This window comes from Actinospineispora spinosispora DSM 44797 (genome assembly GCF_000429025.1).
In the GTDB taxonomy this organism is placed as follows: domain Bacteria; phylum Actinomycetota; class Actinomycetes; order Mycobacteriales; family Pseudonocardiaceae; genus Pseudonocardia; species Pseudonocardia spinosispora.
This window is the reverse complement of the sequence record NZ_KE386833.1, coordinates 407,462-430,672: the sequence shown is the minus strand read 5'-3', so window position 1 is coordinate 430,672 and position 23,211 is coordinate 407,462. Positions and strand designations below refer to the sequence as shown.

Here is a 23,211-nt window from a genome sequence, read left to right as displayed (position 1 = left end):
GTTGGCACCCTGGACCGATGACGGAACAGCCGAGCCGATGGGAACGCAGGCGGGATCGGCGAACCCAGGAGATCCTGGCGACCGCCGCCGAGCTGTTCGGCAGACACGGCTACGACTCGGTCAGCCTCGAGGACGTCGCCGAACGGCTGGACGTCACGAAGGGCTCGCTGTACCACTACTTCGCCAGCAAGGACGAGCTCGGCACCGCCGCCATCGAGACACTCGGCAACGACTGGAGCAGCCGACTGGAAGCACTGGCCGAGGAACAGACCGGCACCGCGACCCAACGCCTCCGCGCGCTGGTCCAGCGGCAGATCGCCATCGCGGTCCGCGACCATCCCGCCGCGCTACGCCTGTTCCTCGTCCCGAACGAATGGCCGGACGCACAGCGGGCACGCATCAAGGAACTGCGCAGACGTCACGACAGGATCTTCCGCACGGTGGTCGAGCAGGGTGTCGGGTCCGGCGAGTTCACCGTGACCTCCGTCGACACGGTCCTGCAGTGCCTGCACGCCGCGATGACCCAGGCGCCGCAATGGTGCGGCGAGCTGGACGACGAACACCGCGACCGGGCGATCCTCGAGCTGACCGAGACCCTGCTGAAGCTGGTGCGCTGAACGATGCCCCGCCAGCTCCACACGCCTCGTCCGTGCCGTCTCGCAGAGGATCATGTCGTGTCGCAGACACTGCAGCGTCTGCGACACGACGTGAAGCTCTGCGAAGTCGGGCTCGGCGCGGGCCGTTCGGGCGCAGTCCGCGATGCGACAGCAGGGTCTGCGAGGTCGTGCTAGCCGAGCAAGCCGATCGACCTGACCGTTCCGCCGGTGACCGAGTCGGGCGCGGCGTGGCGGCCCGTCCGCTGGTGGGCACTCGACAGAGGTCCGATCGACCGGTTGCCCCGGTGCTCGACCGGGGCCGCGTGCCGGGCACCGCGCCCAGCCTCGGCCACCGGTTCACCCGGTCCACCGAGCGTCTCCCCCACCGCTTCGACCGTCCCACCGACCAGACCGGTGACATCGCGAGGCTGTTCCGGGTCCGCGGAGGCCGGAGAGTCCGCCGCGGTCAGGCTCGCGGTGGTCGTGTCGCGCACCGTTCGTCCCGTACCGCGAACCCGCGCGGGGCGGTTCGGCACGGTCAGGTCCGACAGGGTCGGCAGCGCAACCGTGGTCAGGTCGCGCATCATCTGCGTTCCGGGGACCATCTCCCGCGTCCGGCCCGGCAGCTCGGCTGGCTGGTCCGCGCCGGGAGCCCCACCTCCGGGGTGCCTCGACGGCGGAAGCTGTCCTGGCGCATTCGCGCGGTCGACGTGGCCGAACAGGGCCGCCGTGGCGACGAGCGAGCCGACCGCGACGACCACTCCCGCGGTGGCGGTCGCCTTGTGCCTGGCCGCCGCCGCGTACAACGGGCAGCCTTCCTCCCGCGTGGGCTCGGCACCACGACGAGACAGGGAACGGGCTCGCTTGCCGAGCATGTCGGCAAGCGTGATCACGCTGGGTTGAGACCGAGCATCCCCGGAAGGGTGATCGCCGGGATCGGGAGCAGAGCTCGTCACGAGCTGGAAGCCTCCTCGGGGACAGGTTTTCCGGACCCGCAGATCTCTATCGGATAGTGATCACCGAAGCGAGACGCCACCCAATAGGACACTCCGACATCACCCCATTAGGCAACAAGCGCCTCACCCCACGTAGCGAGAGAGCGTGATCCGCAGAACTGCCCTTGACCAGCAATGCGATTGCCCAGAGTGCTGATATAATATTAAACTCGACAAGGAACCACTCGATTGTGTTGAGCGATTCGCACTGTGGTGCGGTTGCATCGCCGCAAGTAATGGATACCTTGACCGATGTGAGTGTTACCCCGATCTACGACGGGCTGCGCGCGAGGTCGGCCGCGCTCGGCCACACCGTGCCCCGAGCCCGCCGACAGCTCTCGGACGAGGACGACTCCGGAGGGCAGGCCGTTGTCCGCATGTTGTCGTCCCGGCCTGGACTGGGCGGGCGTCACCGCAAGCCGATAGACCGCGACTGAGCGCCATCGTCGCTCACTCTTAGTTATAGTTACATTCTCTCCACGGTCGCGCCTCCACGTTTGGCTGTACTCGGCGCCGATCACGTACCGAATGCGGTTCCCGCAAGTTGTCGAGACATGAGCCTTCGGGTGCGCATTGCCGCGACCGTGACCACCGTTGTCACAATCAGTGCACTATTTGCGACGGTGGGCGTGGCGTCCGCCCGAGAAAGCGATGACAACAGCGCGAGCGGATCCGGGACGACCGCACTATTCGCATTCGAGTTCGATGTTCACCGCGACTCCGACGGCCACGCACACGGCTACTTCTCCGCGAAGGCCACCTCGCCCGCCGACACACTGATCGCGCCTCAGGGACCGGCGACCTGCGTCGCCTTCGATGGCAACAAGGTCGGCTTCCTCTATCCGCTGGAGGACAACAGCAGGCCCGCCGCGCTGAAGGGCCAGGTCATCCTGATCACCGCCCAGGACAACGGCCCCGGCCAGACCGACGCCATCGGGTTCGTGGGCCCCGCGCCCGCCGCCGCGTTCCCCGGCTGCCACCCGAACGTCGCCACCATGCCGGTGGACGGCGACATCAAGGTCGGTCGCTGAGGCCTTCGGGCCCGACCGGTCAGCTCTCCAGGGTCATCTGGAGTTCGTAGCGGTCACCCCGGTACCACGACTGGGCGTGCTCGATGACCCGGTCACCGCTGTAGGTGATCCGGTCGAACACGAAGATCGGGTGCGACGGCGAGACGCCGAGCAGCGCGGCGATCTCCTGGTCCGCGCCGATCGCACCGACCGTCTGCTCAGCGCGATCGGGCCGGCGTCCGTAGTGCTCGGTCAGGGTCCGGTAGATCGAGCGGGTCAGGTCGAACTCGTCGAGCCCCGGCGCGAGCTCCGAGTTGTACCAGGCGTCGTCGACCCCCATCGGCGATCCGCCCGCCACTCGCAGCCGCCGGACGTGCAGTGCCTCCGGCCCGACCCGGGACGCGAACAGCTCGGCTGTGCGGTCCGGCGGCACGGTGCGTTGGACCGACAGCAGCACGGTGGTCGGTTCCAGCCCCATCCGGCGCATGTCCTCCGCGAAGGAGGCCAGGTGCAGCCGTGACCGGACGGTGCGCTCCGCGACGAACGTGCCCTTACCGTGCACCCGGACCAGCAGCCCCTCACTGACCAGCTGACCGATCGCCGCCCGGACGGTGATCCGGCTGACGCTGTGGTCCAGGCACAGCTGCCGTTCACTGGGCAACATGTCGCCGGGCGTGAGTTCCCGGGTCGCCAGGTCGATCAGGATCGAGCGCAGCTGTTCGTGTTTGGGCACGGCCCCGTCGACGATGCGCGTGGCTTGCGCCATCGGTGGCCTCCGTGCCGGTCGACATGGATGAACGTGGACGCTTCCGAGTATCTCATCTGGTCATAACCAGCCGGTCGTCAGAACCCCTGGCCGGTCAGTTTGTGCTCGAACGTGTAGCGGTAGTAGTCGGCCCGGTGCAGCTGTGCGGCGGCGGCGTCGTCGATGACGACCGTGGCGTGCTGGTGCCATTGCAGGATCGACGCCGGGCAGGAGGCACTCAGTGGGCCTTCCACCGCCGCCGCCACGGCGGCTGCCTTGTGCTCGCCGACGGCGGTGAGCACCAGGTGCTCGGCACGGCGGATGGTGCCCAGCCCCTGGGTGATGACGTGGCGCGGCACCTCCTCGGCTGAGGAGAAGAAGCGCGCGTTGTCCTGGCGGGTCTGCTCGGTCAGGGTCTTGATCCTGGTCGTCGAGGACAGCGAGGAGCCCGGCTCGTTGAAGCCGACGTGCCCGTTCGCGCCGATACCCAGGACCTGCACCCGCACCGGACCTGCCGCCACCAGCGCCTTCTCGTAGGCCTCGGCGGCGGACAACGGGTCGTCGCCCGAGCCGTCCGGTGAGTGCACCGCCGCCGGGTCGATGTCAACGTGGTCGGTCAGCTCACGCCGGATCACCTGGCGGTAGGACTGTTCGTGTCCGAACGGCAGGCCGACGTACTCGTCCAGCAGGAACGCCTGTGCCCCGGAGAAGGACAGCCCCTCCTCTCGGTGGCGCCGGATCAGCTCGCGGTAGGCCAGCAGCGGCGACGAGCCGGTGGCCAGCCCGATCGTCCCCGGGGTGCGCAGCGCCGACGCGATGATGTCCGCGACCAGCTTTCCGCCCTGTTCGGCGGTCGGCAGGATTACGACCTCCATCGTCAGTTTCCTCTCTGCTGCGGGGATCCGGTGGTCCAGCCACCGGAGCGCATCACGGCGACCGGCGTCAGGTCGGCGTCGGTGACCAGGACATCGGCCCGACGGCCAGGGACGAGGTCGCCCACCTCGTCATCGATACCCAGCAGACGCGCCGGTGTCGAGCTGGCCGAGGTGATCGCGTCGACCAGCGGGACTCCGGCGCGCCGTACGACTCGGCGTAGCACGTCGACGAGGCGCGCGGTGCCGCCGGCGATACCTCTCGGATGATCGACGAGCCGGGCGACACCGTCGACCACCTCGACGAGCTTGGGTCCCAGTGGATAGCGCCCGTCCGGCATCCCGGCGGCGGCCATCGCATCGGTGACCAGCGCGATGTGGTCGGGACCCACCATGTCGAACACGGCGGAGACCGTGTCGTCGGCGAGGTGCACCCCGTCGGCGATCAGCTCGACGACCAACGCACAGCGCGCGGCTCCGGCGAGGCACGCGGCGACCGGTCCCGGCGCACGGTGATGCATCTGGGGCATGCCGTTGAACAGATGGGTGGCACTCACCGGCGCGCCGCCGGTCCGGTCGATCGCTGCCCTGGTCACCGCGGCGCTGGCATCGGTGTGCCCGAAGCTCGGCAGCACCCGGTGCTCCTCCATGACCCGCAGCAGCTCCCCGAACCGGGGGGTCTCCGGTGCCAGCGTCATCGAACGGACATGCCCCTCACCCGCGGTGAGCAGCCCGGTGAGTACCTCGGGGTCACCGGGGATGATCGCGTTCGGGTCCTGTGCGCCGCACTGGGCCGTGGCCAGGAACGGGCCCTCGAGGTGGATGCCGGCGAGCCGACCGCTCTCGACCAGCGGCACCAGGATGCGGATCTGCTTCTCCAGTACATCGACCGGCGCGGAGACGAGGCTGCCGAGCAACGAGGTGGTGCCGTGCGCCTGATGGTGTTCGACCGCGATCGTCATGCCGCTGGCGTCGGCCTCGGGGAAACCGAACCCCGCGCCACCGTGGCAATGCACGTCGATCAGGCCGGGAAGCACGAAGCGCTCGGTGGGCGGAGGCGGCGGTGCCCCGCGCCACGACCTCACCGGTCCGACCCAGCTCAGCCGGTCACCGTCGACCGCGACCAACCCGTCGTCGATCCGCTGCCCCGCGCTCACGACGACACCGCGCAGCAGCTGCTCAGCCACCGACACGCTCCCGGACGCCCAGTGCCCGCGCCCTGGCGTCGGCCGGGCCCGTCCCGGCCAGTGCCGCGTCCGCGATCGCCCGGCAGTCCGGCCTGCTCAGAGCCGCCAGTTCGGCGTGGACACCGGCCCGCGAGAGCGGCGCCATGGACAGGCTCGTCGCACCGAGCCCGACGAGCACGGCGGCCAGCAGCGGATCGCCGGCCGCCTCACCGCACACCCCGACGGGTGTGGAGTGCAGGGCTCCGGCACGCCCGACGAGCGCGATCAGGTCGAGCAGGGCCGGTTGCCAGGGATCGAGCAGCTCGGCCAGCGCCCCGGACGTGCGATCCGCCGCCATCACGTACTGACCGAGGTCGTTCGTGCCGATGCTGACGAAGTCCACGACGCGCAGGATCTCCTCGGCGCGTAGCGCGGCGGCGGGCACCTCGATCATCACCCCTGCCTCGGCCAGCCCATGGGCGTGCGCGAGCTCGACGAACCGGCGCGCCTCGTCGGCGGTCGCCACCATGGGTGCCATCACCCGCGCCGGTCGCCCGGTGTCCCGTGCCGCTGAGGCGAGCGCGCGCAGCTGGGTCTCGAGAGCGTCCGGGTGCAGCGCCGAGGTGCGCAGTCCCCGGACGCCGAGCGCCGGGTTCTGTTCCACGCCGAGCGGGAGGAACGGCAGCGGTTTGTCGGAGCCGGCGTCGAGCGTGCGCACCACGACCGGTCGCTCGCCGAAGCCGGCCAGCACCGAAGCGTAGGTCTCGGTCTGTTCGGCCTCGGTCGGCGCGGTCCGGCGGTCGAGGAACAGGAACTCGGTCCGGAACAGCCCGACCCCCTCGGTGCCGCTCGCCGCCGCCCGGCTGGCGTCGGCGGTGGTGCCGATGTTGCTGAGCAGCGCGACCGGCGAGCCGTCCCTGGTTCGCCCGGGGCCGGGTTCGCCCTCCGGCCGCTTCACCGCGTGGACCCGGGCCCGTGCCTCCCGCGACGGATCGACCTCAACGGTTCCAGTCGATCCGTCCACCAGAACCCACGTTCCGGCGGGGACCGAGGCGATCGCCGGGCACGCCACGATCGCCGGCAGACCGAGAGATTTGGCGAGGATCGCGGTGTGCCCGGTCGGCCCACCCTGCTCGGTCACCAACGCCACGACGTCACTGCCCGGCAGCGTCGCGGTGTCGGCGGGCGCCAGATCGACAGCGGTCAGCACGATCGGATGGCCGGGCGACGGGATCCCCGGCATGTCGACGCCGAGCAGCAGCGCAGCCGCCCTGGCGGCGACATCGCGCAGGTCGGTGACTCGTTCGGCCAGGTAACCGCCGATCGCCCGCAACTGGGCGCAGAAACCCTCGACCGCCAGTGTGACCGCGTGCGCCGTCGGTCTGCCCTGGTTCAGCTGTTCCGCCACCGCGTCGCGCAGTGTGGGATCGGCAGCCATGGCCGCCGTCGTCACCAGTACCTCCGCCGCGACCCCCTCGGCCTTCGCGGCGCGTTCCTCGAGAAGCGCCGCGACGTCGTCGAGCGCCTGGTTCGCCCGTGCCAGCTCGGTCCTGACATCCTCGCCGACCGGGTCGTCCGCCGAGGTCGCCGGTGGCGGCGCCAGCCTGGCCAGCCGCGCGCACACGCCGCCGGGACTGACCCCCCTCCCGAGCAGGGCGGCGTCGCTCATCGGACGTCCTGGTCGGTGGCGAGGAGATCGGCCAGCTTCTCCAGCGCGGCGTCGGCGCCCTCACCCTCCGCCGCGATCGTGACCTCCTGTCCGTGTTCGACGCCCAGCGCCATGACCGCGAGGATGCTCGCGGCGTTCACCGGTTCCTTGTCGGGCACGCTCAACGTCACGGCGAAACCGGTGGCCGCCGCGGCGCGGCTGAACGTGGCCGCCGGCCGGGCGTGCAGTCCGACGGCGGACGCGACGGTGACGGTACGGCTGGGCATGGCGTGGTCAACTCCTCGGGCAGGGGTGAAGGTGGTCAGCTGCTGGGTGTCGGGTCGGCGTTCGGCTGGACCGCGCCGGACACGGCGGCCGGTGCGTCGCTCGTGGTCTCGTCGATCTCGTCCTCCCGGCCAGGAGTGCGCAGGTTCCACCGACGGATGACGAACCGGAAGACCACGTAGTAGATCGCCGCGTAGACCAGGCCGATCACGATCAGCAGCAGCGGTTTCGTCGCCTGCCCGAAGTTGATCAGGTAGTCGATGGCGCCCGCCGAGAAGCTGAACCCGTCGTGGATGCCCAGCGCGTTCGTGACCGCCATCGACGTGCCGGTCAGGATCGCGTGGATGACGTAGAGCGGCCACGCGACGTAGACGAAGGAGAACTCCAGTGGCTCGGTGATGCCGGTGACGAACGAGGTCAGCGCGACCGAGAGCATCACGCCGCCGACGACCTTGCGCTGCGCGGGCTTCGCCTCGTGCCAGATCGCCAGCGCGGCGGCGGGCAGACCGAACATCATGATCGGGAAGAAGCCGGTCATGAACGTCCCGGCGGTCGGGTCGCCGGCGAAGAACCGGTTCAGGTCACCGTGCGCGCCGTTGAAGTCGCCGAGGATGAACCAGACGACGGAGTTCAGGATGTGGTGCAGACCGAGTGGCACGAGCAGCCGGTTGGCCACCCCGTACACCCCGCCACCGACCACGACGTTGCTGTTCACCGCGTTTCCCAGGCCCGTCAGTCCCGCGTTGAACAGCGGGTAGACCAGGCTCATGAGGACGGCGAGCACCATCATGACGATCGCGACCACGATAGGCACGAACCGGCGACCGGCGAAGAAGCCCAGGTAGGTAGGCAGTTTGGTGCGGTAGAGCCGCTGCCACAGGATGCCGGTGAGCAGGCCGACGACGATACCGCCGAGAACACCGTAGTTGATCAGCTCGGGTTTTCCGTGGCTGTCGAGCTTGCCGGGCAGCAGCACCGGGCTCAACGCGGTGAACACCCCGTCCAGCACCAGGTATCCGACGACCGCGGCCAGCGCCGTCGACCCGTCCGCCTTCCGTGCCCAGCCGATCGCGATGCCGACCGCGAAGATCAGCGGCAGGTGGTCGAACAGCGCGCCGCCGGCCGCGGCCAGCACGGCCGCGACGGTCTTCAGCGCCGAGAAATGACCGAGAAGGTCGTCCTGGCCCAGTCTCAGCAACAGACCCGCGGCCGGCAGCGCGGCGATCGGCAGCATCAGGCTGCGGCCGAGGCGTTGCAGCCCGGCAAGTCCTCTACGGTTCTTCGTCGGCGTGGCGGCGCTCATGCTCATGGCGACCTCTGGCTCGCTCAGATGGACAGGACTCCCGGCCGACCGGATGCGCGGTGGACCATTGCGGCTCCTCGGGCGCACCGGTACGGTCCGGTCATAACCAGTTACGAGAGGATGGGCTGACAGGCCCTGTGCTGTCAACCGCCGGTCTGGCATCTTCTCGGTTCTGACATCGGCCGGGGTGCGCAACGCACCCTGCAAGGGAGCAGACATGTCGAAAGCGGATGACATCGTGGCCGGTCTCGGTGGCGCGGCGAACATCGTCGAGGTCGAGGGATGCATCACCCGGCTACGCACCGAGGTCAAGGACCCGAGGCTGGTCGACGAGGCGGCGTTGAAGCGCACCGGCGCCTTCGGCGTCGTCCAGGCCGGCCAGGTGGTGCAGGTGGTGGTCGGCCCGGAGGCGGACTCGCTCGCCGACGACATCCAGGACCTGCTGTGACCCTCGCGGTCGCGGCCCCGCTCGCGGGCACCGTGACCTCTCTCGCCGACGTACCGGATCCGGTGTTCGCCGGCCAGCTCATCGGGTCGGGTGCCGCCATCGAGCCGCTGCCCGACGCACACGCCGTCGACGTCGTCGCGCCGATCAGCGGGAAGCTCGTGAAGCTGCACCCGCACGCCTTCATCGTGGTCGGGACGTCGGGAACCGGCGTCCTGGTCCATCTGGGCATCGACACCGTGACGCTCGGCGGCGACGGCTTCACGGTGCACGTCGCCGAGGGTGACGAGGTCGTCGCGGGGGCGCCGATGGTCACCTTCGACGCGGCCCGGGTACGGGAACGCGGCCTGTCCGCGATCTGCCCGGTCGTGGTGGTCGAGTCCCCCGCCGACAGCGTCGGCGACATCGCCGCCGGAACGGCCGTCGCGGCCGGTGCTCCGCTGTTCAGCTGGACGAAGGGCGCGGACGCGTGACCGGGGTGCTGCTCGACCTCGACGGCACGCTGGTGCTGAGCGAGAAGGTCCATCGTGAGACCTGGCAACGGTTCTTCGCCAGCTGGGGCATCGAGGTCTCGCAGCAGGAGTACCAGCGCACGTTCATGGGGCGCCGGGCCCGCGACGTGCTCACCCACGTACCCGGACCATGGAGCGGGACCGATCTCGAGGTGGGGCTCCGCGCGCTCGCGGAGGACGCGCAGGCGATGGCGCACACCGTCGAGATCGTTCCGGGCGCGGTCGAGCTGTTCACCACGCTGCGCCGCGCCGATCGACCGATCGCGGTCGTGACCAGCGCGGGAACCGACTGGGCCGACGAAGTGCTGAACAAGCTCCTCGGTGTGCGCGAGCTGATCTCGGTGGTGGTCACCGCGGAGGACATCGTCCACGGAAAGCCGTCACCCGAGGGGTACCTGCGCGCCTGTGAGCAGCTCGGACTCGCCCCCTCCGCGTGTGCCGGGGTCGAGGACTCACCGTCCGGCGTACAGGCGCTGGTCGACGCCGGGGTCGGCGACGTCGTGGGGATCGACACGACGTCCTCGGCAGCGGAGCTGCGCGCCGCCGGCGCTCACCGAACGGTCACCGACCTGCGTCTGGATGCCGGGCTGAGGGCACTGAATTCCGCGCGGTAGCCTCCCACTCGTCACATCTACCCCATCGCGTGGTGTTGCCGGACGGTCGGATGAACGGGGCCCGGCCGCATGGACAGCTCACAGGGGTCCGAGTACAGCTAGTGACCGCACGGAGACAGGCAGCTACCGAGCACGGCCTCTCGAGGGGATGCACATGAGCCGCATCAGCAAGACCGGCTTCGCCACGACACTCACCGCGACAGTCATGCTGTCCGCCGTCCTGTTCAGCGGCATGGCGTATGCCAGCGACGATGACGACAGCAGCGGCGGATCGAGCCACCGCGGAGCGGACGGCAAGGCCGGTACCGCCACGGCGCACTGCAACGAGAAGCCGAACCTCGAGCTCGCCAACCCGCTGCAGTGCACCGAGAACCCGAAGTCCAAGAGCGCGCAGTCGAACGCCAAGGGTGGGCACTCGAGCAAGGGGGCCGATGGGGCCAACGGCACCTCCACCCACAACGGCCGCAGCATCACCAACACCCCGAAATCGGACTGACCTGCGACGACCGATCCCACTCCGTCACATCACGGTGCCGACACCGAGTTGAGACGGAGCAAACCGTGACGGCCACTTGACTCCGCTCGGTTCTCCCGTAACGTCAGTGTCATCAGCTTTCACATCCACCCGGCCATGCCGGGCAACAGCCGCGCGCCCATGTTGGCTCGTCACTGTCCCGGCGGGACTGTAGGAGGCGTCGGCGTATGGCACTACGCGACGTGCGCTACCCGGACCCCGGTGGTATCTCCATGTTGACGGTCACCTTGCACTCACCCCGGCCTTCCACCGAGGTGTGCACCGCTGTGGGCGAGATCGACATCGCCACGGCACCTGACTTCCAGCTGCAGCTGCGTGCCGCGCTCAGCCGGGCGCCGCACTACCTACTCATCGATCTCACCCAGGTGACGTTCTTCGGTGCGGCAGGTGTCAGCTGCCTGCACGACCTCGCCAGCACGTGCACGGACGGCTCCAAGCTCGCGCTGATCGGTGGCCGCAGCCCCGCGGCGAAAGTGCTGCGGCTGTGCGCGCCGCACGAGAAGCTGCCCTGCTTCGACGACCTTCCGCACGCGCTCAGCCGGACGACCGCGCCGCTCACCTTCAGCTGACGATGCCGCCGATCGCCCGGTTCACCGTCGCCGCCCTGGACTGTCCCGATCCGCACGCGCTGGCCGAGTTCTACTCCCGGCTGACCGACTGGCCGGTACGTCCCCAGGCTCAGGACGGCGAGGACGACGACTGGGTCGAGCTCGTCGCCGACGGGGCCGTCACCATCGCCTTCCAGCGCGTGGCCGACTATCGGCCGCCGGAGTGGCCCGGCCAGCAACATCCGCAGCAGGCGCATCTGGATTTCGACGTCCCCGACCTCGACGCCGGCGAGGCGCAGGTCCTGGCGCTCGGCGCGCGCAAGGCGGAGGTCCAACCGGGCACGACGTTCCGGGTCTATCTCGATCCGGTCGGGCACCCCTTCTGCCTGTGCTTGGCATCCGAGAGCTGAGTTCGCAACCACCCGAAAGATTGTTTCCGCTGCAAACAACCTGGTCGGGCGTCACCTGGTCGGCTGTTTCTCGATCTTGTGAGTGAGCTGGTCACATAGCGTGTGCACAGCTCTAACGCTGGTCACATGTGAGACTGGCTCCCCACCAGGAGATGATCGTAGATGACGACCTCGACCTCGCTGCTCGACTGGATTCTGGCACTGTTCAACGATCCAGACGCGCGCGAAGCGTTCCGGGCCGACCCCGACAAGTACGCGTCCGACCACGGTTTCGAGAACGTCTCGGCCGCCGACATGCATGACGTCCTGTGCGTCGCCGCCGACAGCCAGCCCGCGCATTCCGACCACTCGGACCACTCCCCGCCGCCGAGGCACCATCACGGCGAAGCCGCGCCGCACTACCTCAACCGCTACATCACGAACAACTACACGACGGTCGAGAAGCACGAGACCAACATCGACCAGTCGATCCACCAGGACATCGACACCGGCGGTGGCGACTTCGACCAGCACATCGACAACGACCCGGTGGTCGCGTCCGGTGACGGCGCGGTGGCATCGGCCGGCGACATCCGGGACAGCACGATCACCCCCGGCAGCGGCAACGTGGTCGGCGACGACAACAACGCCGAGACCGGCGACGGCAACAACACCGCGTTCGGCTCGGGCGACGCGAGCAGCACCGACATCGACCACTCCCGCTTCGGTGACGGAAGCTCGTTGACCGGCAACGGTGACGCGGACGGCCACGCCACCGACAATGACACCCACACCGTGGCGCACAACTCCGGTTCCGGCGACACCTCGGTCAACGCGGCGGGCGCGGGCGGTTACTCGGACACCTACGCGGACCAGCACGAGTCGGACAACAGCGAGCACAGCAACTACGAGGACTCGTCGCACACCGACAACCACGACGCGTACAACTCGCACAACAGCGCGGACCTGCAGGACAGCCACGACTACAGCTCGCACGTCTGACACCCCGAACAAAGATCACCACCGCCTCAGGGCTGATTCTCCGTCGGAGATCAGCCCTGAGGCGGTGGTGATCGTGGGGCGCGAGCGGGTCAGGCCTCGGTGCGGACCGCTTGGGTCTCCACCGTGTCGACCGGGGTGGTGCCCGTGACGGCCACCGGGGCGGACTCCTCCACCGGCCGGGGCGCCGCCGCGGCGGGCGGAGCGGGGCGCTGCTGCCTGGGGTGCGGCTGGGGCCTCGGGCGGTGCGACTGCTGCGCGGGACGGGAGCGCTGCTGCGGCTGTGGGATGTGCGGCTGTGTGCCACCGAACTCGGTCGCCAGCGAGTCGAGCAACCGGGCCAGCTGACCGCGCACCTCTTCGTGCAGCCCGCGCAACCGGCCCAGCTCCTGCTCGGCGGCCAGGTGCCGTTCGCGGATGGACTTCTCGGCCGACGCGCGTTCCTGCTCGATGCGCGCCTGAGCCTCGAGGCGTTGCTGCTCGGACTGGCGGTGCACCTCGGCGAACATCCGGTCGACCTCTTCACGAGCCGCCGAGGTCTGTTCCGCGATCTGGCGTTCGCGCTCGTCCAGCTCCACCTTGCGCTGCGCCGCCTCCTGATCGAGCGCGGAGGTGCGGGTGATGAGCGACTGCTCGACCTCGTGGCGGTGCTTCTCGGCCTCTTCACGGGCCCGTTCGAGCAACGCGGTCGCCTCACGCGCCGCGCTGGAGCGAACCTCGGACGCCTCGTTCTCGGCGGTCCGCAACAGCTTCTCGACCCGGTAGCCGAAGCCCTGGGCCGTGCCGCTCTCACTGGACTCGGCGGCCGTCGCGGCCTGCTGCTCGATCTGCACGCGCGCGTTCTGCAGCTCGCCCTCGGCGCGCTCCGCCCTGCGGCTCTCCCGCTGGTGCGCGACCTTCAGCTCCGCGACCTGGGTGGCCAGCGCCGCGAGGTGGTCGTCCACCTGCCGCCGGTCATAGCCACGCCTGACCAGGTCAAACGTATTACCCTGGGCCGACTCCGCCGACTCCTCTACCATCGGGAGCCGCACGGTGTTGCTGTGGGACACAAGGAACCCCCCGGTTCTTCGTTGTCAGTGACCCGGGGCGTACGGCCCGCGAGCGCATCACTCTCCAAGACCCGATATATCTCTGTCTATAAGAGTGACCTTAGTGGAGCAGTGGGAGCCGCCAAAGGGTACACCCAAAAGTAGTTTACAGCTTAATTATGCCACTCTTACGTATGAAATCGATCAACCGTGTAGGCGTACAGCCATATCACTCACGTGGTGGATGCGACAGAAGTGAAGATCAAAGTAACTGTGCGCGAGTAGCTGTTATGAAATGCACACGCACTTGCAGTTCGACCGTGAATCTGTCCATCGGATTGTCCAGCTCGAACCCGCACAGGGTCTCGACCCGCCGCAAGCGGTAGTACAGCGTATTGCGATGGATCCCCAGCCGCTTCGCCGCCTCGCTCACGTCGCATCCCGCGTCGAAGTAACCGAGCAGCGAGTCCAGGTACTCGCGGTTGCGCACGGAGTCCGTGTCCCGCAGCACGTCGAGCACGCCGCGAACCAGGCTCGGATAGTGCAGCGCCACCTCACCGAGCTCCGCGATCAGCATCCGAGGCCTCAGCTCGGCGAGCGTCGACACCTCCACCCCGCTCCCGGCGCCCAGGACCGCAAGTCCCCTGCTCATCCTGCGCACCAGGGTCATCGGCTCCCGGAGAGTCCTGAACGGTTCTCCGATGCACGCCACCAGCTGCGTCCCCAGCTGCGCCGAGTACCGCGAGCGCAACAGCTCGACGAGCCTGCCGACCTCGGCCGTTCCGGTGTACGGCAGCAATACCATGACGCGGCCGTCCAGCACCGTCGCGGTTGCCCCGCCGCACAGCAGCCGGGCGCACGAGGCCACCACGGAGTCATTTTGGTCGAGCACCTCGCGCCGTGAACGTGGGGCGAAGCCCGCCACACACCAGTCACCGACGACCGTGCCGCGCGTGCGCTCCGCCAGGCGCTCGACGAGCACGTCGAGCGCTCCACGCCCGAGCAGGACGCCCCTGAACAGGTCGCCGAGCACGAGATCCTCGTGGCGTCCGGGCTCCGGCGCGTTCATCATCCGGCTCGCGACGGCGTGGGCGAGGTCCACGACCACGGGCAGGTCCGCGCTGCCCAGCGGCCTGTCTGCCTGTGCGACGCTGACGTAGCCCACCACCGCGTCCCGGACGACGACCGGCGCGACCAGCCGAGGAGCGGTATCCGGCAGCGACACCAGCTCCGGGCGCCTGCCGTAGCGGAGCCTGCCCAGCACGCCGGAGGCCGCGAGCCAAGCCCGCGCGTACTCGGGCGTCCGCCTGGACATGATCGACTCGGTGCGCAGCCGGTCGACGGGGTGGTCGAGGTTGGCGAACGCGAGCACGCGCAGCTCGGCGTCGGCGATCTCGACCGGCGCGCACAGCAGTGCGGCAGCGGTCTCCGCGAGCTCGAACAGCCCACCCGACCACCCCGCTCCGGCGGACCGTCCCGCTCGCGCCGCGGGGATCACCGAGCGCGCCATCAGACAGATGTCGTCCCAGCACAGCTCGTCGTCAGCCACCACAAGCGCGACACCCGCACGCTCCGCCACCGCACGCGCGGCCGCCAGGTCCTCGATACCTTTCACGAGTACTCCCGAGGCGCCCGCGCTCTCCGCCTCGCCGAGCACGCGTCCCACCATCTCGGGAGACATGCCCGGGGTCGTCGCCAATACCAGGTCCCCGGTGCGCAGCGGGTCGGGCGTGAGCGGATCCCAGATCGTCACCCCACGCACCTCACGGTCCAAGCCCCTCGGAGCGGCCGCGAAGTGGAAGCCGCGACGCCCGGAGCCGCTCAGCAGATCCCGCAACCGCGCGGGTTCGGCGATGAGCAGCGAGGTCACCTGCTCGTCGACGTGCCGAGTCCGCTCGTCCACCAGCGACATGGGACCACCCTCCGCCTTACCGCCCAGCTGGAGCTTTGTGCGGAAGACTACGAACCCGACCACGATGAGTCAGTGGGCATTACGCCCTGCATTCGCCTACCGAGTGGGCGTTCTGCACACAACGGTGGATCAAGAGTGCTCGTCCCAGTCGATGCCCACCGCACGTGTCGCCAGATGGACCACGATGCGGTCGTCGGGATCGTCCAGGCTGACCGGCAGCAACGTCCGAATCCGCTCCATGCGCTGCATGACCGTGTTGCGGTGGATTCCGAGCAGGGCGGCCGTCTCGGTCACCGACGACTCCTGGTCCAGGTAACGCCTCAACGTCCGGACCAGCTCGCCGGAGGGGTCCGCTTCGAGCAGCGGGGTCACGATCTCGGCGGCCACCGAACGCAGCGAGCCCGAGGCGTACCAGCCGACCAGCAGGCGCTTCATACTCACCGCGTCGACGTGCTCGACCGGCGCGACACCGTGCTCGGTCATGGCCAGCAGGCATGCCCTCCGAGCCTCGTCGAGCGATCGTTGGATACCCGACGTACCCGCCCACGCTCCGCCGATCCCCGCACACAGCGACAGTCCGGCGTGCTCGCGCACCACCGCCAGCAGGGCCGAGCGCACCGACTCGAGGAGCGGCCGGGGATCCACCGAGTCCGGCTCGGACTGGGCGGTGGTCCAGAACGCCCACCCGTCCGGCCGCTCGACGAGCGCCGCGGTCAGTCCGCCCCGGGTCAGCTCCTCCTCGAGCTCGGCCATCAGCTCCCCCGGTCTCGCCGTCCCACCGGACTCCTTGACCGCGATCTGGACGGCGGTGTGCCAGCCCGCCAACCGCCAGCCCAGAGCCGCCGCACGTTCCACGGCTCTCGGCGACGGCGCCTCGGTCTGGTCCAGCACCTCTCCCAGCAACAGTGAGCGCGCGCGGCTCTCCCGTTCCAATGCCGCCGTGTTGCCCGCGACGTAGACCGCGAAGGACAGCGCCGCGATCGCCAGCGACTGACGTAGCGGTTCCAGTAGCGCCCCGGTCGCGGTGTGCAGGCGGGCGACCAGCCAGAAGTTCGCCTGCCCCGCACGTTCCAGGCGGACCGGATGCAGCAGGAGCGCGTCCGCCTCGCCCAGCGAGACGGTGCTCGCGCCGGCTTGCGAACCGCCGAGCCGGGCACGGATCTCCGGCTCGGCCAGCAGCCGGTGCAGCTCGCTGTCCCCCGCGACGAACCCGGCGCGGCCGTCGACGAGTGTCACCGGGCCGCCCAGGGTCTGACTCAACGTCCTGGTGAGCTCGTTCGCGCTGGTCGGCGGGGTCTGGAACCGCTGAGCAGTGGTCCCCAGGATGCGCAGGCCGGCGATCTCGGGTGCACGGACGTACGGGTCGAACGTGGCCGCGACCGCGGCGGGCGCCACCTCGTCGACACCGACGAGCGGCAGGTTCAGCTTGTCCGCGAGCCTGCGGGTGACCAGCGGTACCTTGCCGGACGGCCGGTGCGCGATGATGCCGGACAGCCCGGCGCTGCGTGCCAGGCGAAGCGCCAGATCGGTGCCGAGCTCGTCGAGGGCCAGCTGGTCCGGACCGAACACCACCACACTGTTCGGCGCGAGGTCGCCGATGCCGTGCACCGTCGTGCCCGGGACGACCATGCGGACCGGGCGGTCCAGCCCGCCCGCACCGCCTAGCACCTCGTGCTCCCGCAGCAGCCCCATGGCCAGCAGCTGGCCGAGAGTGACGGCCCGACCGTTCACCGGCTCGCCTCCTCGACCGGACCCACCGGGGCCGACATGATCGGGCCGGTCGCCGTCACCCGGAGCCGGACGCAGCCGACCGGGACGTAGGTCATGAGTGCCTCCCGCACGTCGCCGACGGTCAGCCGCGCGGGATCCGCCCCCGAACGGATCGCCGCGTCCTTCGCCTCGACACGGGCCGCCTCGACACACTCGGCCATGCCGTCGCCGCCCAGCCAGAACAGGCGATCGACCGACCCGGACGCCTGACCGCCCGCGGCCCCGACCGCCGACGCACAGGCAGCGTGAACCGGCCGCAGCACCTCCATCCCGGTGGGCGCCGGGACCGTGTCGGCTCGCGTACCGACCATGACCAGCGGCACCTCGAGCAGGCCGGCCCGCACACGCTCCACTGCCCGGGCCACCCTGCGCACCGTCGCCGGACGTCGGGCCGACGGGCCCGAGTGGTCCACCTCCACACCGCGCACCTGCCGTGTACCGAGACGGACGCCCCGGATCACGGTCGGTGTTCCCGTCTCTACCGGCAGCCCGCCGGACTGCGCGCTGATCCTCACCCGCTCCTCGTCGACGTCGACGACGACCAGGCTGCGTCGTCCGGTCAGCTGCGCGGCCCCGGCTCGCGCGGCGCCGTGCACAGCGTCCAACGTGTGCAGCGGATGGTCCGCGACCCACGACGCCGGTGCCACCGTGCCGTCGCCGCCGGTGAGATACAGGTCGCCGGCGACCCCCGCCTCGGCGAGGCCCGCGCCACAGTCCTCGACGAACCGGCGTGCCCGGGTGGCCAGCGCGGCGTCGAGCACAGCGGTGTTCTCGCGTTCCAGCAGCCCGGAACCTCCGGCGCGGTAGCCGGCGATGATCGGTACGCCAGGACCCAGCAGGTCGCTCAGCAGCGCCACGGCCCGCTGTTCGTGCAGCGCGTTGACGTGCGAGTCGATCGCGCTCACCGCGACGGCGCCGACGACACCCCGGCAGGTACGACCGAACTCGGCGACCCCGTCGAGATCGAGCGCCGCGAGCTCCTCGCCGTCGTAGCGATGCCCTCCCCTGATCATCGCCACCGGGCCGCCGACCGGCACCGTGAGCTCCGCCGGCCAGCCGGTGAGTGGCGGCACCGAGGTCGCGGCCGGCGCCCCGATCCGGAGCACCCCCACCCGGGACAGCTCGGACGGCACGGTGAGCCCCTCGGCGGGGACGGAGCTGGCGATGACAACGGCGCCGATCGCGGTGCGCCGATCGTCGGCGAGGTCGCCGACGACCGTGCGCAGCAGGTCGGCCGGCGCGCCCGGGCCGGGAACGGTGAGTTCGGCGAGGATCGTGTCGTCGACGTCCAGCAGGACCCCGGTCGCACCTCGGGCCCGGATGTCCACACCCAGCCGCAGCTCGCTCATGCGCCGACCCGCACCGGGTCGATGTCGTATCCGAACGCCCGTGGCCCGACGAGGGCGGTGCCCGCCCCGGTGTGCCAACGGTCGCCGACCGGCGCGCCGATCACGTGCAGGCGCTGGCCCACGACCACGTCGACGGTCTGCATGACCGTTCCGGTGTCCAGATCGAGCAGGACGATGAGGTCCGGGACGGTCGCCAGAACGATCCCGTCCCTGGCCACGACCAGGTTCTCGTTCTGGAAGTCCACCCGGAGCACCGACGACGGATCCTCCGACGACTCGATGCTGAGCACACCACGCGGGAACCCGTCGGTGGTGCGTTGGAACAGCTCCGCGACGAAGCCGGTGAACAGCAGTACCCCGCCGATCGCGTCCAGACAGTCGCGTAGCTGTTCGTCACCGACGCCGTCCGGGTCGCTCTGCGCCTCCCGGAACGTGCGCCCGATTCGCAGGCACCGGCTCACCCCGCCCCGCGGAGCGATGCGGGCGCATTCACCGGCGGTGATCCGGTAGGCGCTGCCCAGCGCCACCAGGCCCATGTGCGGCAGGCAGCTGCGCAGCATCGCGGACACCGTGTTGTTGTCCGGCGCCGACAGCACCGCGGCGGCACCCATCGCGTCGACCACCACGAGCGGGGACGGCGACAGCCCCGCGAGGGTGAACAGCGTCATCTCCACCATCGGGAAGCACCGCAGCATCGCGTCGGCGTCGACGCACGGCAGCCCCAGCTGGGCGGCGACGACTACCGGGATCACCGCGTTGACCGGTCCCATCTGCAGTGGGAGCACCGCGGAGCACCGCTCGTGCAGCGCATCCTCGACCGTCGCCCGAAGCAGCGCGCTCTCCCGGGTTCCCGGGATCATCTCGATCAGTACCGGCGGTGCGCCTCCCGAGATGATCGGCAGGAGCCGCGCGGCCGGGTCGAGATCGGCCGGGTCCACCAGCGGCACCGGGCCGTGACGCTCGATCGCGGCGATCAGCATCTGCCTGGGCGCGTACCAGTCGCCGCCCCCGCCGCTGCCCAGAACGCCCGCGCCCACGACGAGGTCGTCCACGTCGTCAGCGGTGATGTAGCGCATCGGCCGGTATCTCCCGTGAGTGTTGCGGCCGGTCCTGGGCGGCCGCAACACTCACGGGGTGAGGTGGACGCCGGTGACCGGGTACGTCGCGTAGGCGGTGGCGAACGAGCGCGCCGCGTCGCCGAGCTCCGCGAGTGGAACGTACTCGTCCGCGGTGTGCGCCACGGTCATCGACCCCGGCCCGTAGACGACGGTGGGGATCCCCAGCTGATTGCGCAGGAACCGGGCGTCGGTGCCGAGGTAGAGGCCACGCACCGGTCTGCCGGGGTTCGTCGCCGCCCGCATGAAGCCCACGAAGGGGTGCGCGGAGTCCAGCTCCGAGCCTTCGACGAAGGCGAGCACGTCCAGGCGGTAGTCGATGTCGGTTCCTGCTCCGTCCAACGCCGCGCGCAGTGTCTCGACCGCGTACTCGCGGCTCTGGCCGGGCAGGACCCGGCGATCCACTCGCAACGTGCACGAGCTGGCGACGATGTTCGGTGCGGTCCCGCCGGAGATGACCCCGACGTTGCAGGTCGGCGTGCCGAGCAGCGCGTGGGCAGGGTCACCGAGGTCGGCCTCCTGCACGGCACGTACGAGCCGCGCGGCGTCCCCGATCGCGGACCTGCCGCGCGCCGGGTCGCTGCCGTGCGCCGCGCGCCCGGACACGACGATCTCGGCCAGCAGTGCGCCACGCTCCGCGACGCACACCCCCAGCTCGCTCGGCTCGGGCACGATCGCGGCGTCGGCCGAGATACGGCCCGCTCTCAGCAGTGCCTCGGTCCCCCACCGGCCACCGGTCTCCTCGTCGGCGACCAGGTGGAACGTGATGTCACAGCTCGGCCGGACACCGGCGTCGGCACACGCGCGCAGTCCCTCGATCGCCGACGCGATGCCGCCCTTCATGTCGCACGAGCCCCTGCCGTACAGCACGTCGTCGCGGATGACACCACCGAACGGTGGCACCGACCAGTCCTTGTCGACCACCGGGACGACGTCGAGGTGACCGTTCACCAGCAGGTTCGGCCGGTCTGCGCCGTGTTCGACGGAGGCCAGCAGTGACGTCCGGCCGGGTGAGGGCTCGAACGTCTCCACCCGTGCCCCGAGGCCGCGCAACACGTCCGAGAGCAACCCGATGATCGAGCTCTCGTCACCGGGCGGGTTCCGCGTGTCGCACTGCACCATGGCGGCGGCGAGCGCCGCGCACCGCTGAACGTCCACGCGGGCGCGCGCCGATGCCGCGGCGTCGATCGTCGAGGGGCCGGCTGTCATAGATACTCCGTGACGTCGTCGAGGAAGCCGAGCGGACCGATTCCGGCGAGGAACCCGCGCAGCGCGGGGCGGTAGGCGAACAGGTCGTCGAACAGCGCGCGGGCCGCGGCTCGCTCGCCGCTACGAGCCAGTAGGAGCGCCCGCCAGAAGTCGGCCTCCCGGTTGTCCGGCCCGAGCAGCTCCGATGCGCGGGCGAGACCGGTCAGCTTGTCCGCGAGCAGCTCGGCGGACACGCCCTCGTAGGGCCCGATCGTCAGGTTCGGCGCGAAGATCACCTCCCCGATCAGGTCGAACGCCCGCTGTCGGGGCAACAACCTGGCCAGCTCCCCGATCGGATCGGGATGATCGTCCACCCGCAGATCGACCAACGATTCCCGCCACGGCGTGTCCGAACGCGTGCCGGAGTACACCCGCAGCACTGCCGACTGCGAGCCGCGCACGTCGCCACCGGCGCGTTCGGCAGCCACCATCGCGGCGAGCATCCGGTCGGCCAGCGGCCCCGTCGCCCGCTGGTACGCGGTGAGCATGTCCCGGTACACCTCCGGGCCGGCGAGCATGTTGCCCTGCACCGCCACCCCATCGCCGACCGAGCCACCGGCGGTCGGGGCGCAGCTGGTCCCGGTGAAGGACACCGCGTGCCCTTCGGCGTCGACGACCCCGAGCTGCCGGTACGCACTGAGCTCGTCGGCGCCGGTCAGCTCGTCGACGACCTCCTGGGCTCCTCGACCGGCACGCAGTCCGGCGATCGCGCCCGGACCGTAGTCGACGTTGACGAACGCCTGGGTCGCCGCGACTCCGACGCCGGCCTCACCCCAGCCCACCAGCCGGCCCACTCCGAAGAAGTGCGACTGCGAGCCGTAACCCAGTTCCCCGGTGGCCGCGTCGCGCGCGACGATCGAGTACGTCATCCATCCACCTGTTCCAGGATCAGTTCCGCCACCCGCTCCGGGGCCTCCAGCATCGGCAGGTGGCCGATGCCGTCCCACCGGACCGCCCGGCCGCCGGTCGCCGAGGCGATCTCCTCGGTCATCGCGGGCGGACACGTCGGGTCCTCGCTTCCGCCGACGGCGAGCACCGGCGTGTCGACCTTGTCGACCAGGTGTCTGATGTCCGCGCCGAAGGCTCCGCGCAGGATGTCGGCGACCACGGACTCCGCACGGCCGCCCGCCGCGACCCGCATCGTGTCCAGGACCCGGCGTTCCTCGCGGTAGCCGGTGCCGACGATCGTCGGCACCAGTTCCTCGAAGTACCGGTCGGTGCCCTTGGCCTCCAGCTCGGCGATCATCGCGGCGATCGCCTCGTCGGGAACCCCGGTACCGAGCGTCGACCCCAACGTCGTGACACTGCGTACCCGCTCCGGGTGCAGCGCGGCGGCCGCCAGCGAGATCGGCCCGCCCAACGACCCGCCGACCAGGTGCACCGAGGACAGGTTCAGTGCGTCGAGCACCGCAACGAGGTCGGGCAGGTAGCCGGCCTCGATCGTGAACGGCCCGGCCATCGTGGACCGTCCGTGACCACGCAGGTCCAGCGTCACCGAAGGGCGGTCGAGCAGCGCGACCACCCGTTCCCACACGACGGCGGCCGTGTTGATCGGGTGCACCAGGACGATCGCGCCGTCCCTCGGTGGCTCGCCCGACAGGACGACCGACAGGTCACCTGCCGGGCCCGCGACCGTCGTCGTACTCACTCTGTCCCGTACTTGAGGGTGCCCTCGGGCGCCGCCTCGCTGACGTGCATGTGCCAGATCCGCCAGTCCGCGCCGCCCGTGCCGTCGTCGCGCCGGTAGAACTCGGTGTTGCGGAAGCGCGTCGCTCCCGAGGACTCCAGCTTTCCCGTCGCGCTGGGCAGCAGCAGCTCTGCTTCGCCCTCGGAGGTGAGCAGCGCGACGTCCCCGAACACCTGGACGACCGGTTCGCTGGTGTCCTCGATGCGCGTGATGTCCACCCCCACCGCGTTGAGGTTGTTCCACAGCTTGGCCTTGTCGAGCACCCCGTTGTAGGTGAACCCGTTGAGGTTGAACTGCAGGTAGCCCTCGCCCTCCGGGAAGTAGCCGAGCATGGAGTTCGCCTCCAGGCCGACGTTGGCCGCCAGCCAACCGTTGTGCACCTTCAGTACGGCGGCGGCGTCGGTGTCTACATCGGACATGACATCTCCTCGTGTCGAAAT

Annotated in this window: 26 protein-coding genes; 10 read left to right on the top strand and 16 right to left on the bottom strand. The window is 70.1% G+C overall.

Annotated elements, in window-relative coordinates; translation table 11 throughout:
* The first annotated feature begins 17 nt into the window (after positions 1-17).
* A complete protein-coding gene (locus tag G406_RS0125675) occupies positions 18-617 on the top strand; it encodes a TetR/AcrR family transcriptional regulator (RefSeq protein ID WP_028935968.1) in 600 nt (199 codons plus the stop codon).
* A gap of 170 nt (positions 618-787) precedes the next feature.
* Here G406_RS0125675 and G406_RS0125670 read toward each other — a convergent pair whose 3' ends face one another.
* On the bottom strand, positions 788-1,471 hold the full coding sequence (locus G406_RS0125670; RefSeq protein ID WP_156935166.1) for a hypothetical protein: 684 nt from the start codon (positions 1,469-1,471) through the stop codon (positions 788-790).
* A 374-nt stretch (positions 1,472-1,845) separates the two neighbouring features.
* On the opposite strand from G406_RS0125670, the gene G406_RS0125665 reads away from it, so the two are divergent.
* On the top strand, positions 1,846-2,028 hold the full coding sequence (locus G406_RS0125665) for a hypothetical protein (RefSeq protein WP_156935165.1): 183 nt from the start codon (positions 1,846-1,848) through the stop codon (positions 2,026-2,028).
* Between the two features lie 186 nt (positions 2,029-2,214).
* Positions 2,215-2,622, top strand: coding sequence for a hypothetical protein (locus tag G406_RS0125660; protein ID WP_028935965.1), 408 nt, complete (start codon positions 2,215-2,217; stop codon positions 2,620-2,622).
* 19 nt (positions 2,623-2,641) lie between these two features.
* Here G406_RS0125660 and G406_RS0125655 read toward each other — a convergent pair whose 3' ends face one another.
* The 6 genes from G406_RS0125655 to G406_RS49895 all read right to left on the bottom strand — a co-directional run bounded on the left by G406_RS0125655 (position 2,642) and on the right by G406_RS49895 (position 8,620).
* Positions 2,642-3,367 (bottom strand): GntR family transcriptional regulator, encoded by a 726-nt coding sequence (locus G406_RS0125655; protein WP_028935964.1) that lies wholly within the window; start codon positions 3,365-3,367, stop codon positions 2,642-2,644.
* 77 nt (positions 3,368-3,444) lie between these two features.
* Positions 3,445-4,221 (bottom strand): glucosamine-6-phosphate deaminase, encoded by a 777-nt coding sequence (locus G406_RS0125650; protein ID WP_028935963.1) that lies wholly within the window; start codon positions 4,219-4,221, stop codon positions 3,445-3,447.
* A gap of 2 nt (positions 4,222-4,223) precedes the next feature.
* On the bottom strand, positions 4,224-5,405 hold the full coding sequence (locus tag G406_RS0125645) for an N-acetylglucosamine-6-phosphate deacetylase (RefSeq protein ID WP_211241255.1): 1,182 nt from the start codon (positions 5,403-5,405) through the stop codon (positions 4,224-4,226).
* Positions 5,398-7,053: a phosphoenolpyruvate--protein phosphotransferase gene (gene ptsP, locus G406_RS49900; protein ID WP_064743024.1), complete on the bottom strand. Its 1,656-nt coding sequence runs from the start codon at positions 7,051-7,053 to the stop codon at positions 5,398-5,400. Before ptsP ends, G406_RS0125645 begins: the two co-directional genes overlap by 8 nt.
* Positions 7,050-7,319: an HPr family phosphocarrier protein gene (locus G406_RS0125635; RefSeq protein ID WP_028935961.1), complete on the bottom strand. Its 270-nt coding sequence runs from the start codon at positions 7,317-7,319 to the stop codon at positions 7,050-7,052. The genes ptsP and G406_RS0125635 overlap by 4 nt, the downstream gene beginning before the upstream one ends.
* A gap of 35 nt (positions 7,320-7,354) precedes the next feature.
* The gene (locus G406_RS49895; protein WP_156935164.1) at positions 7,355-8,620 is read right to left on the bottom strand and encodes a PTS transporter subunit EIIC; all 1,266 of its coding nucleotides are present in this window, start codon (positions 8,618-8,620) and stop codon (positions 7,355-7,357) included.
* A 217-nt stretch (positions 8,621-8,837) separates the two neighbouring features.
* On the opposite strand from G406_RS49895, the gene G406_RS0125625 reads away from it, so the two are divergent.
* From G406_RS0125625 to G406_RS0125595, 7 genes are all read left to right on the top strand, one after another.
* Entirely contained in the window at positions 8,838-9,068 is a 231-nt protein-coding gene (locus G406_RS0125625; protein WP_028935960.1) for a PTS sugar transporter subunit IIB, read from the top strand.
* A complete protein-coding gene (locus G406_RS0125620) occupies positions 9,065-9,538 on the top strand; it encodes a PTS sugar transporter subunit IIA (RefSeq protein WP_028935959.1) in 474 nt (157 codons plus the stop codon). The genes G406_RS0125625 and G406_RS0125620 overlap by 4 nt, the downstream gene beginning before the upstream one ends.
* Positions 9,535-10,191 carry an HAD family hydrolase gene (locus G406_RS49890; RefSeq protein ID WP_051342681.1) on the top strand — a complete coding sequence of 219 codons (657 nt, stop codon included), beginning with the start codon at positions 9,535-9,537 and terminating at the stop codon, positions 10,189-10,191. The genes G406_RS0125620 and G406_RS49890 overlap by 4 nt, the downstream gene beginning before the upstream one ends.
* 154 nt (positions 10,192-10,345) lie before the next feature.
* Complete coding sequence (locus tag G406_RS0125610) at positions 10,346-10,687, top strand: hypothetical protein (protein ID WP_156935163.1); 342 nt, start codon at positions 10,346-10,348, stop codon at positions 10,685-10,687.
* A gap of 206 nt (positions 10,688-10,893) precedes the next feature.
* Positions 10,894-11,295, top strand: a complete 402-nt coding sequence (locus G406_RS54545; protein WP_051342680.1) for an STAS domain-containing protein — start codon at positions 10,894-10,896, stop codon at positions 11,293-11,295.
* 2 nt (positions 11,296-11,297) lie between these two features.
* Positions 11,298-11,684 (top strand): VOC family protein, encoded by a 387-nt coding sequence (locus tag G406_RS0125600; RefSeq protein ID WP_037078409.1) that lies wholly within the window; start codon positions 11,298-11,300, stop codon positions 11,682-11,684.
* 162 nt (positions 11,685-11,846) lie between these two features.
* The gene (locus G406_RS0125595) at positions 11,847-12,665 is read left to right on the top strand and encodes an IniB N-terminal domain-containing protein (protein WP_028935956.1); all 819 of its coding nucleotides are present in this window, start codon (positions 11,847-11,849) and stop codon (positions 12,663-12,665) included.
* 89 nt (positions 12,666-12,754) lie between these two features.
* On the opposite strand, the gene G406_RS54540 is transcribed toward G406_RS0125595, so the two are convergent.
* The 9 genes from G406_RS54540 to G406_RS58520 all read right to left on the bottom strand — a co-directional run bounded on the left by G406_RS54540 (position 12,755) and on the right by G406_RS58520 (position 23,190).
* A complete protein-coding gene (locus G406_RS54540; protein ID WP_156935162.1) occupies positions 12,755-13,681 on the bottom strand; it encodes a coiled-coil domain-containing protein in 927 nt (308 codons plus the stop codon).
* Between the two features lie 271 nt (positions 13,682-13,952).
* The gene (locus G406_RS0125585; RefSeq protein ID WP_028935954.1) at positions 13,953-15,602 is read right to left on the bottom strand and encodes a PucR family transcriptional regulator; all 1,650 of its coding nucleotides are present in this window, start codon (positions 15,600-15,602) and stop codon (positions 13,953-13,955) included.
* Positions 15,603-15,731: 129 nt separating this feature from the next.
* Positions 15,732-17,333: a helix-turn-helix domain-containing protein gene (locus G406_RS0125580; protein ID WP_028935953.1), complete on the bottom strand. Its 1,602-nt coding sequence runs from the start codon at positions 17,331-17,333 to the stop codon at positions 15,732-15,734.
* Entirely contained in the window at positions 17,330-18,721 is a 1,392-nt protein-coding gene (locus G406_RS57325; protein ID WP_028935952.1) for a hydantoinase/oxoprolinase family protein, read from the bottom strand. Before G406_RS57325 ends, G406_RS0125580 begins: the two co-directional genes overlap by 4 nt.
* A complete protein-coding gene (locus G406_RS0125570) occupies positions 18,718-19,797 on the bottom strand; it encodes an S-methyl thiohydantoin desulfurase family protein (protein WP_028935951.1) in 1,080 nt (359 codons plus the stop codon). The genes G406_RS57325 and G406_RS0125570 overlap by 4 nt, the downstream gene beginning before the upstream one ends.
* A gap of 51 nt (positions 19,798-19,848) precedes the next feature.
* On the bottom strand, positions 19,849-21,045 hold the full coding sequence (locus tag G406_RS0125565; protein WP_037078404.1) for a M20 family metallopeptidase: 1,197 nt from the start codon (positions 21,043-21,045) through the stop codon (positions 19,849-19,851).
* Positions 21,042-21,953, bottom strand: coding sequence for a DUF1028 domain-containing protein (locus G406_RS0125560; RefSeq protein WP_028935949.1), 912 nt, complete (start codon positions 21,951-21,953; stop codon positions 21,042-21,044). The genes G406_RS0125565 and G406_RS0125560 overlap by 4 nt, the downstream gene beginning before the upstream one ends.
* Positions 21,950-22,732 carry an alpha/beta fold hydrolase gene (locus tag G406_RS0125555; protein WP_028935948.1) on the bottom strand — a complete coding sequence of 261 codons (783 nt, stop codon included), beginning with the start codon at positions 22,730-22,732 and terminating at the stop codon, positions 21,950-21,952. Before G406_RS0125555 ends, G406_RS0125560 begins: the two co-directional genes overlap by 4 nt.
* Positions 22,729-23,190 (bottom strand): nuclear transport factor 2 family protein, encoded by a 462-nt coding sequence (locus tag G406_RS58520; protein ID WP_028935947.1) that lies wholly within the window; start codon positions 23,188-23,190, stop codon positions 22,729-22,731. Before G406_RS58520 ends, G406_RS0125555 begins: the two co-directional genes overlap by 4 nt.
* Positions 23,191-23,211 lie beyond the last annotated feature (21 nt).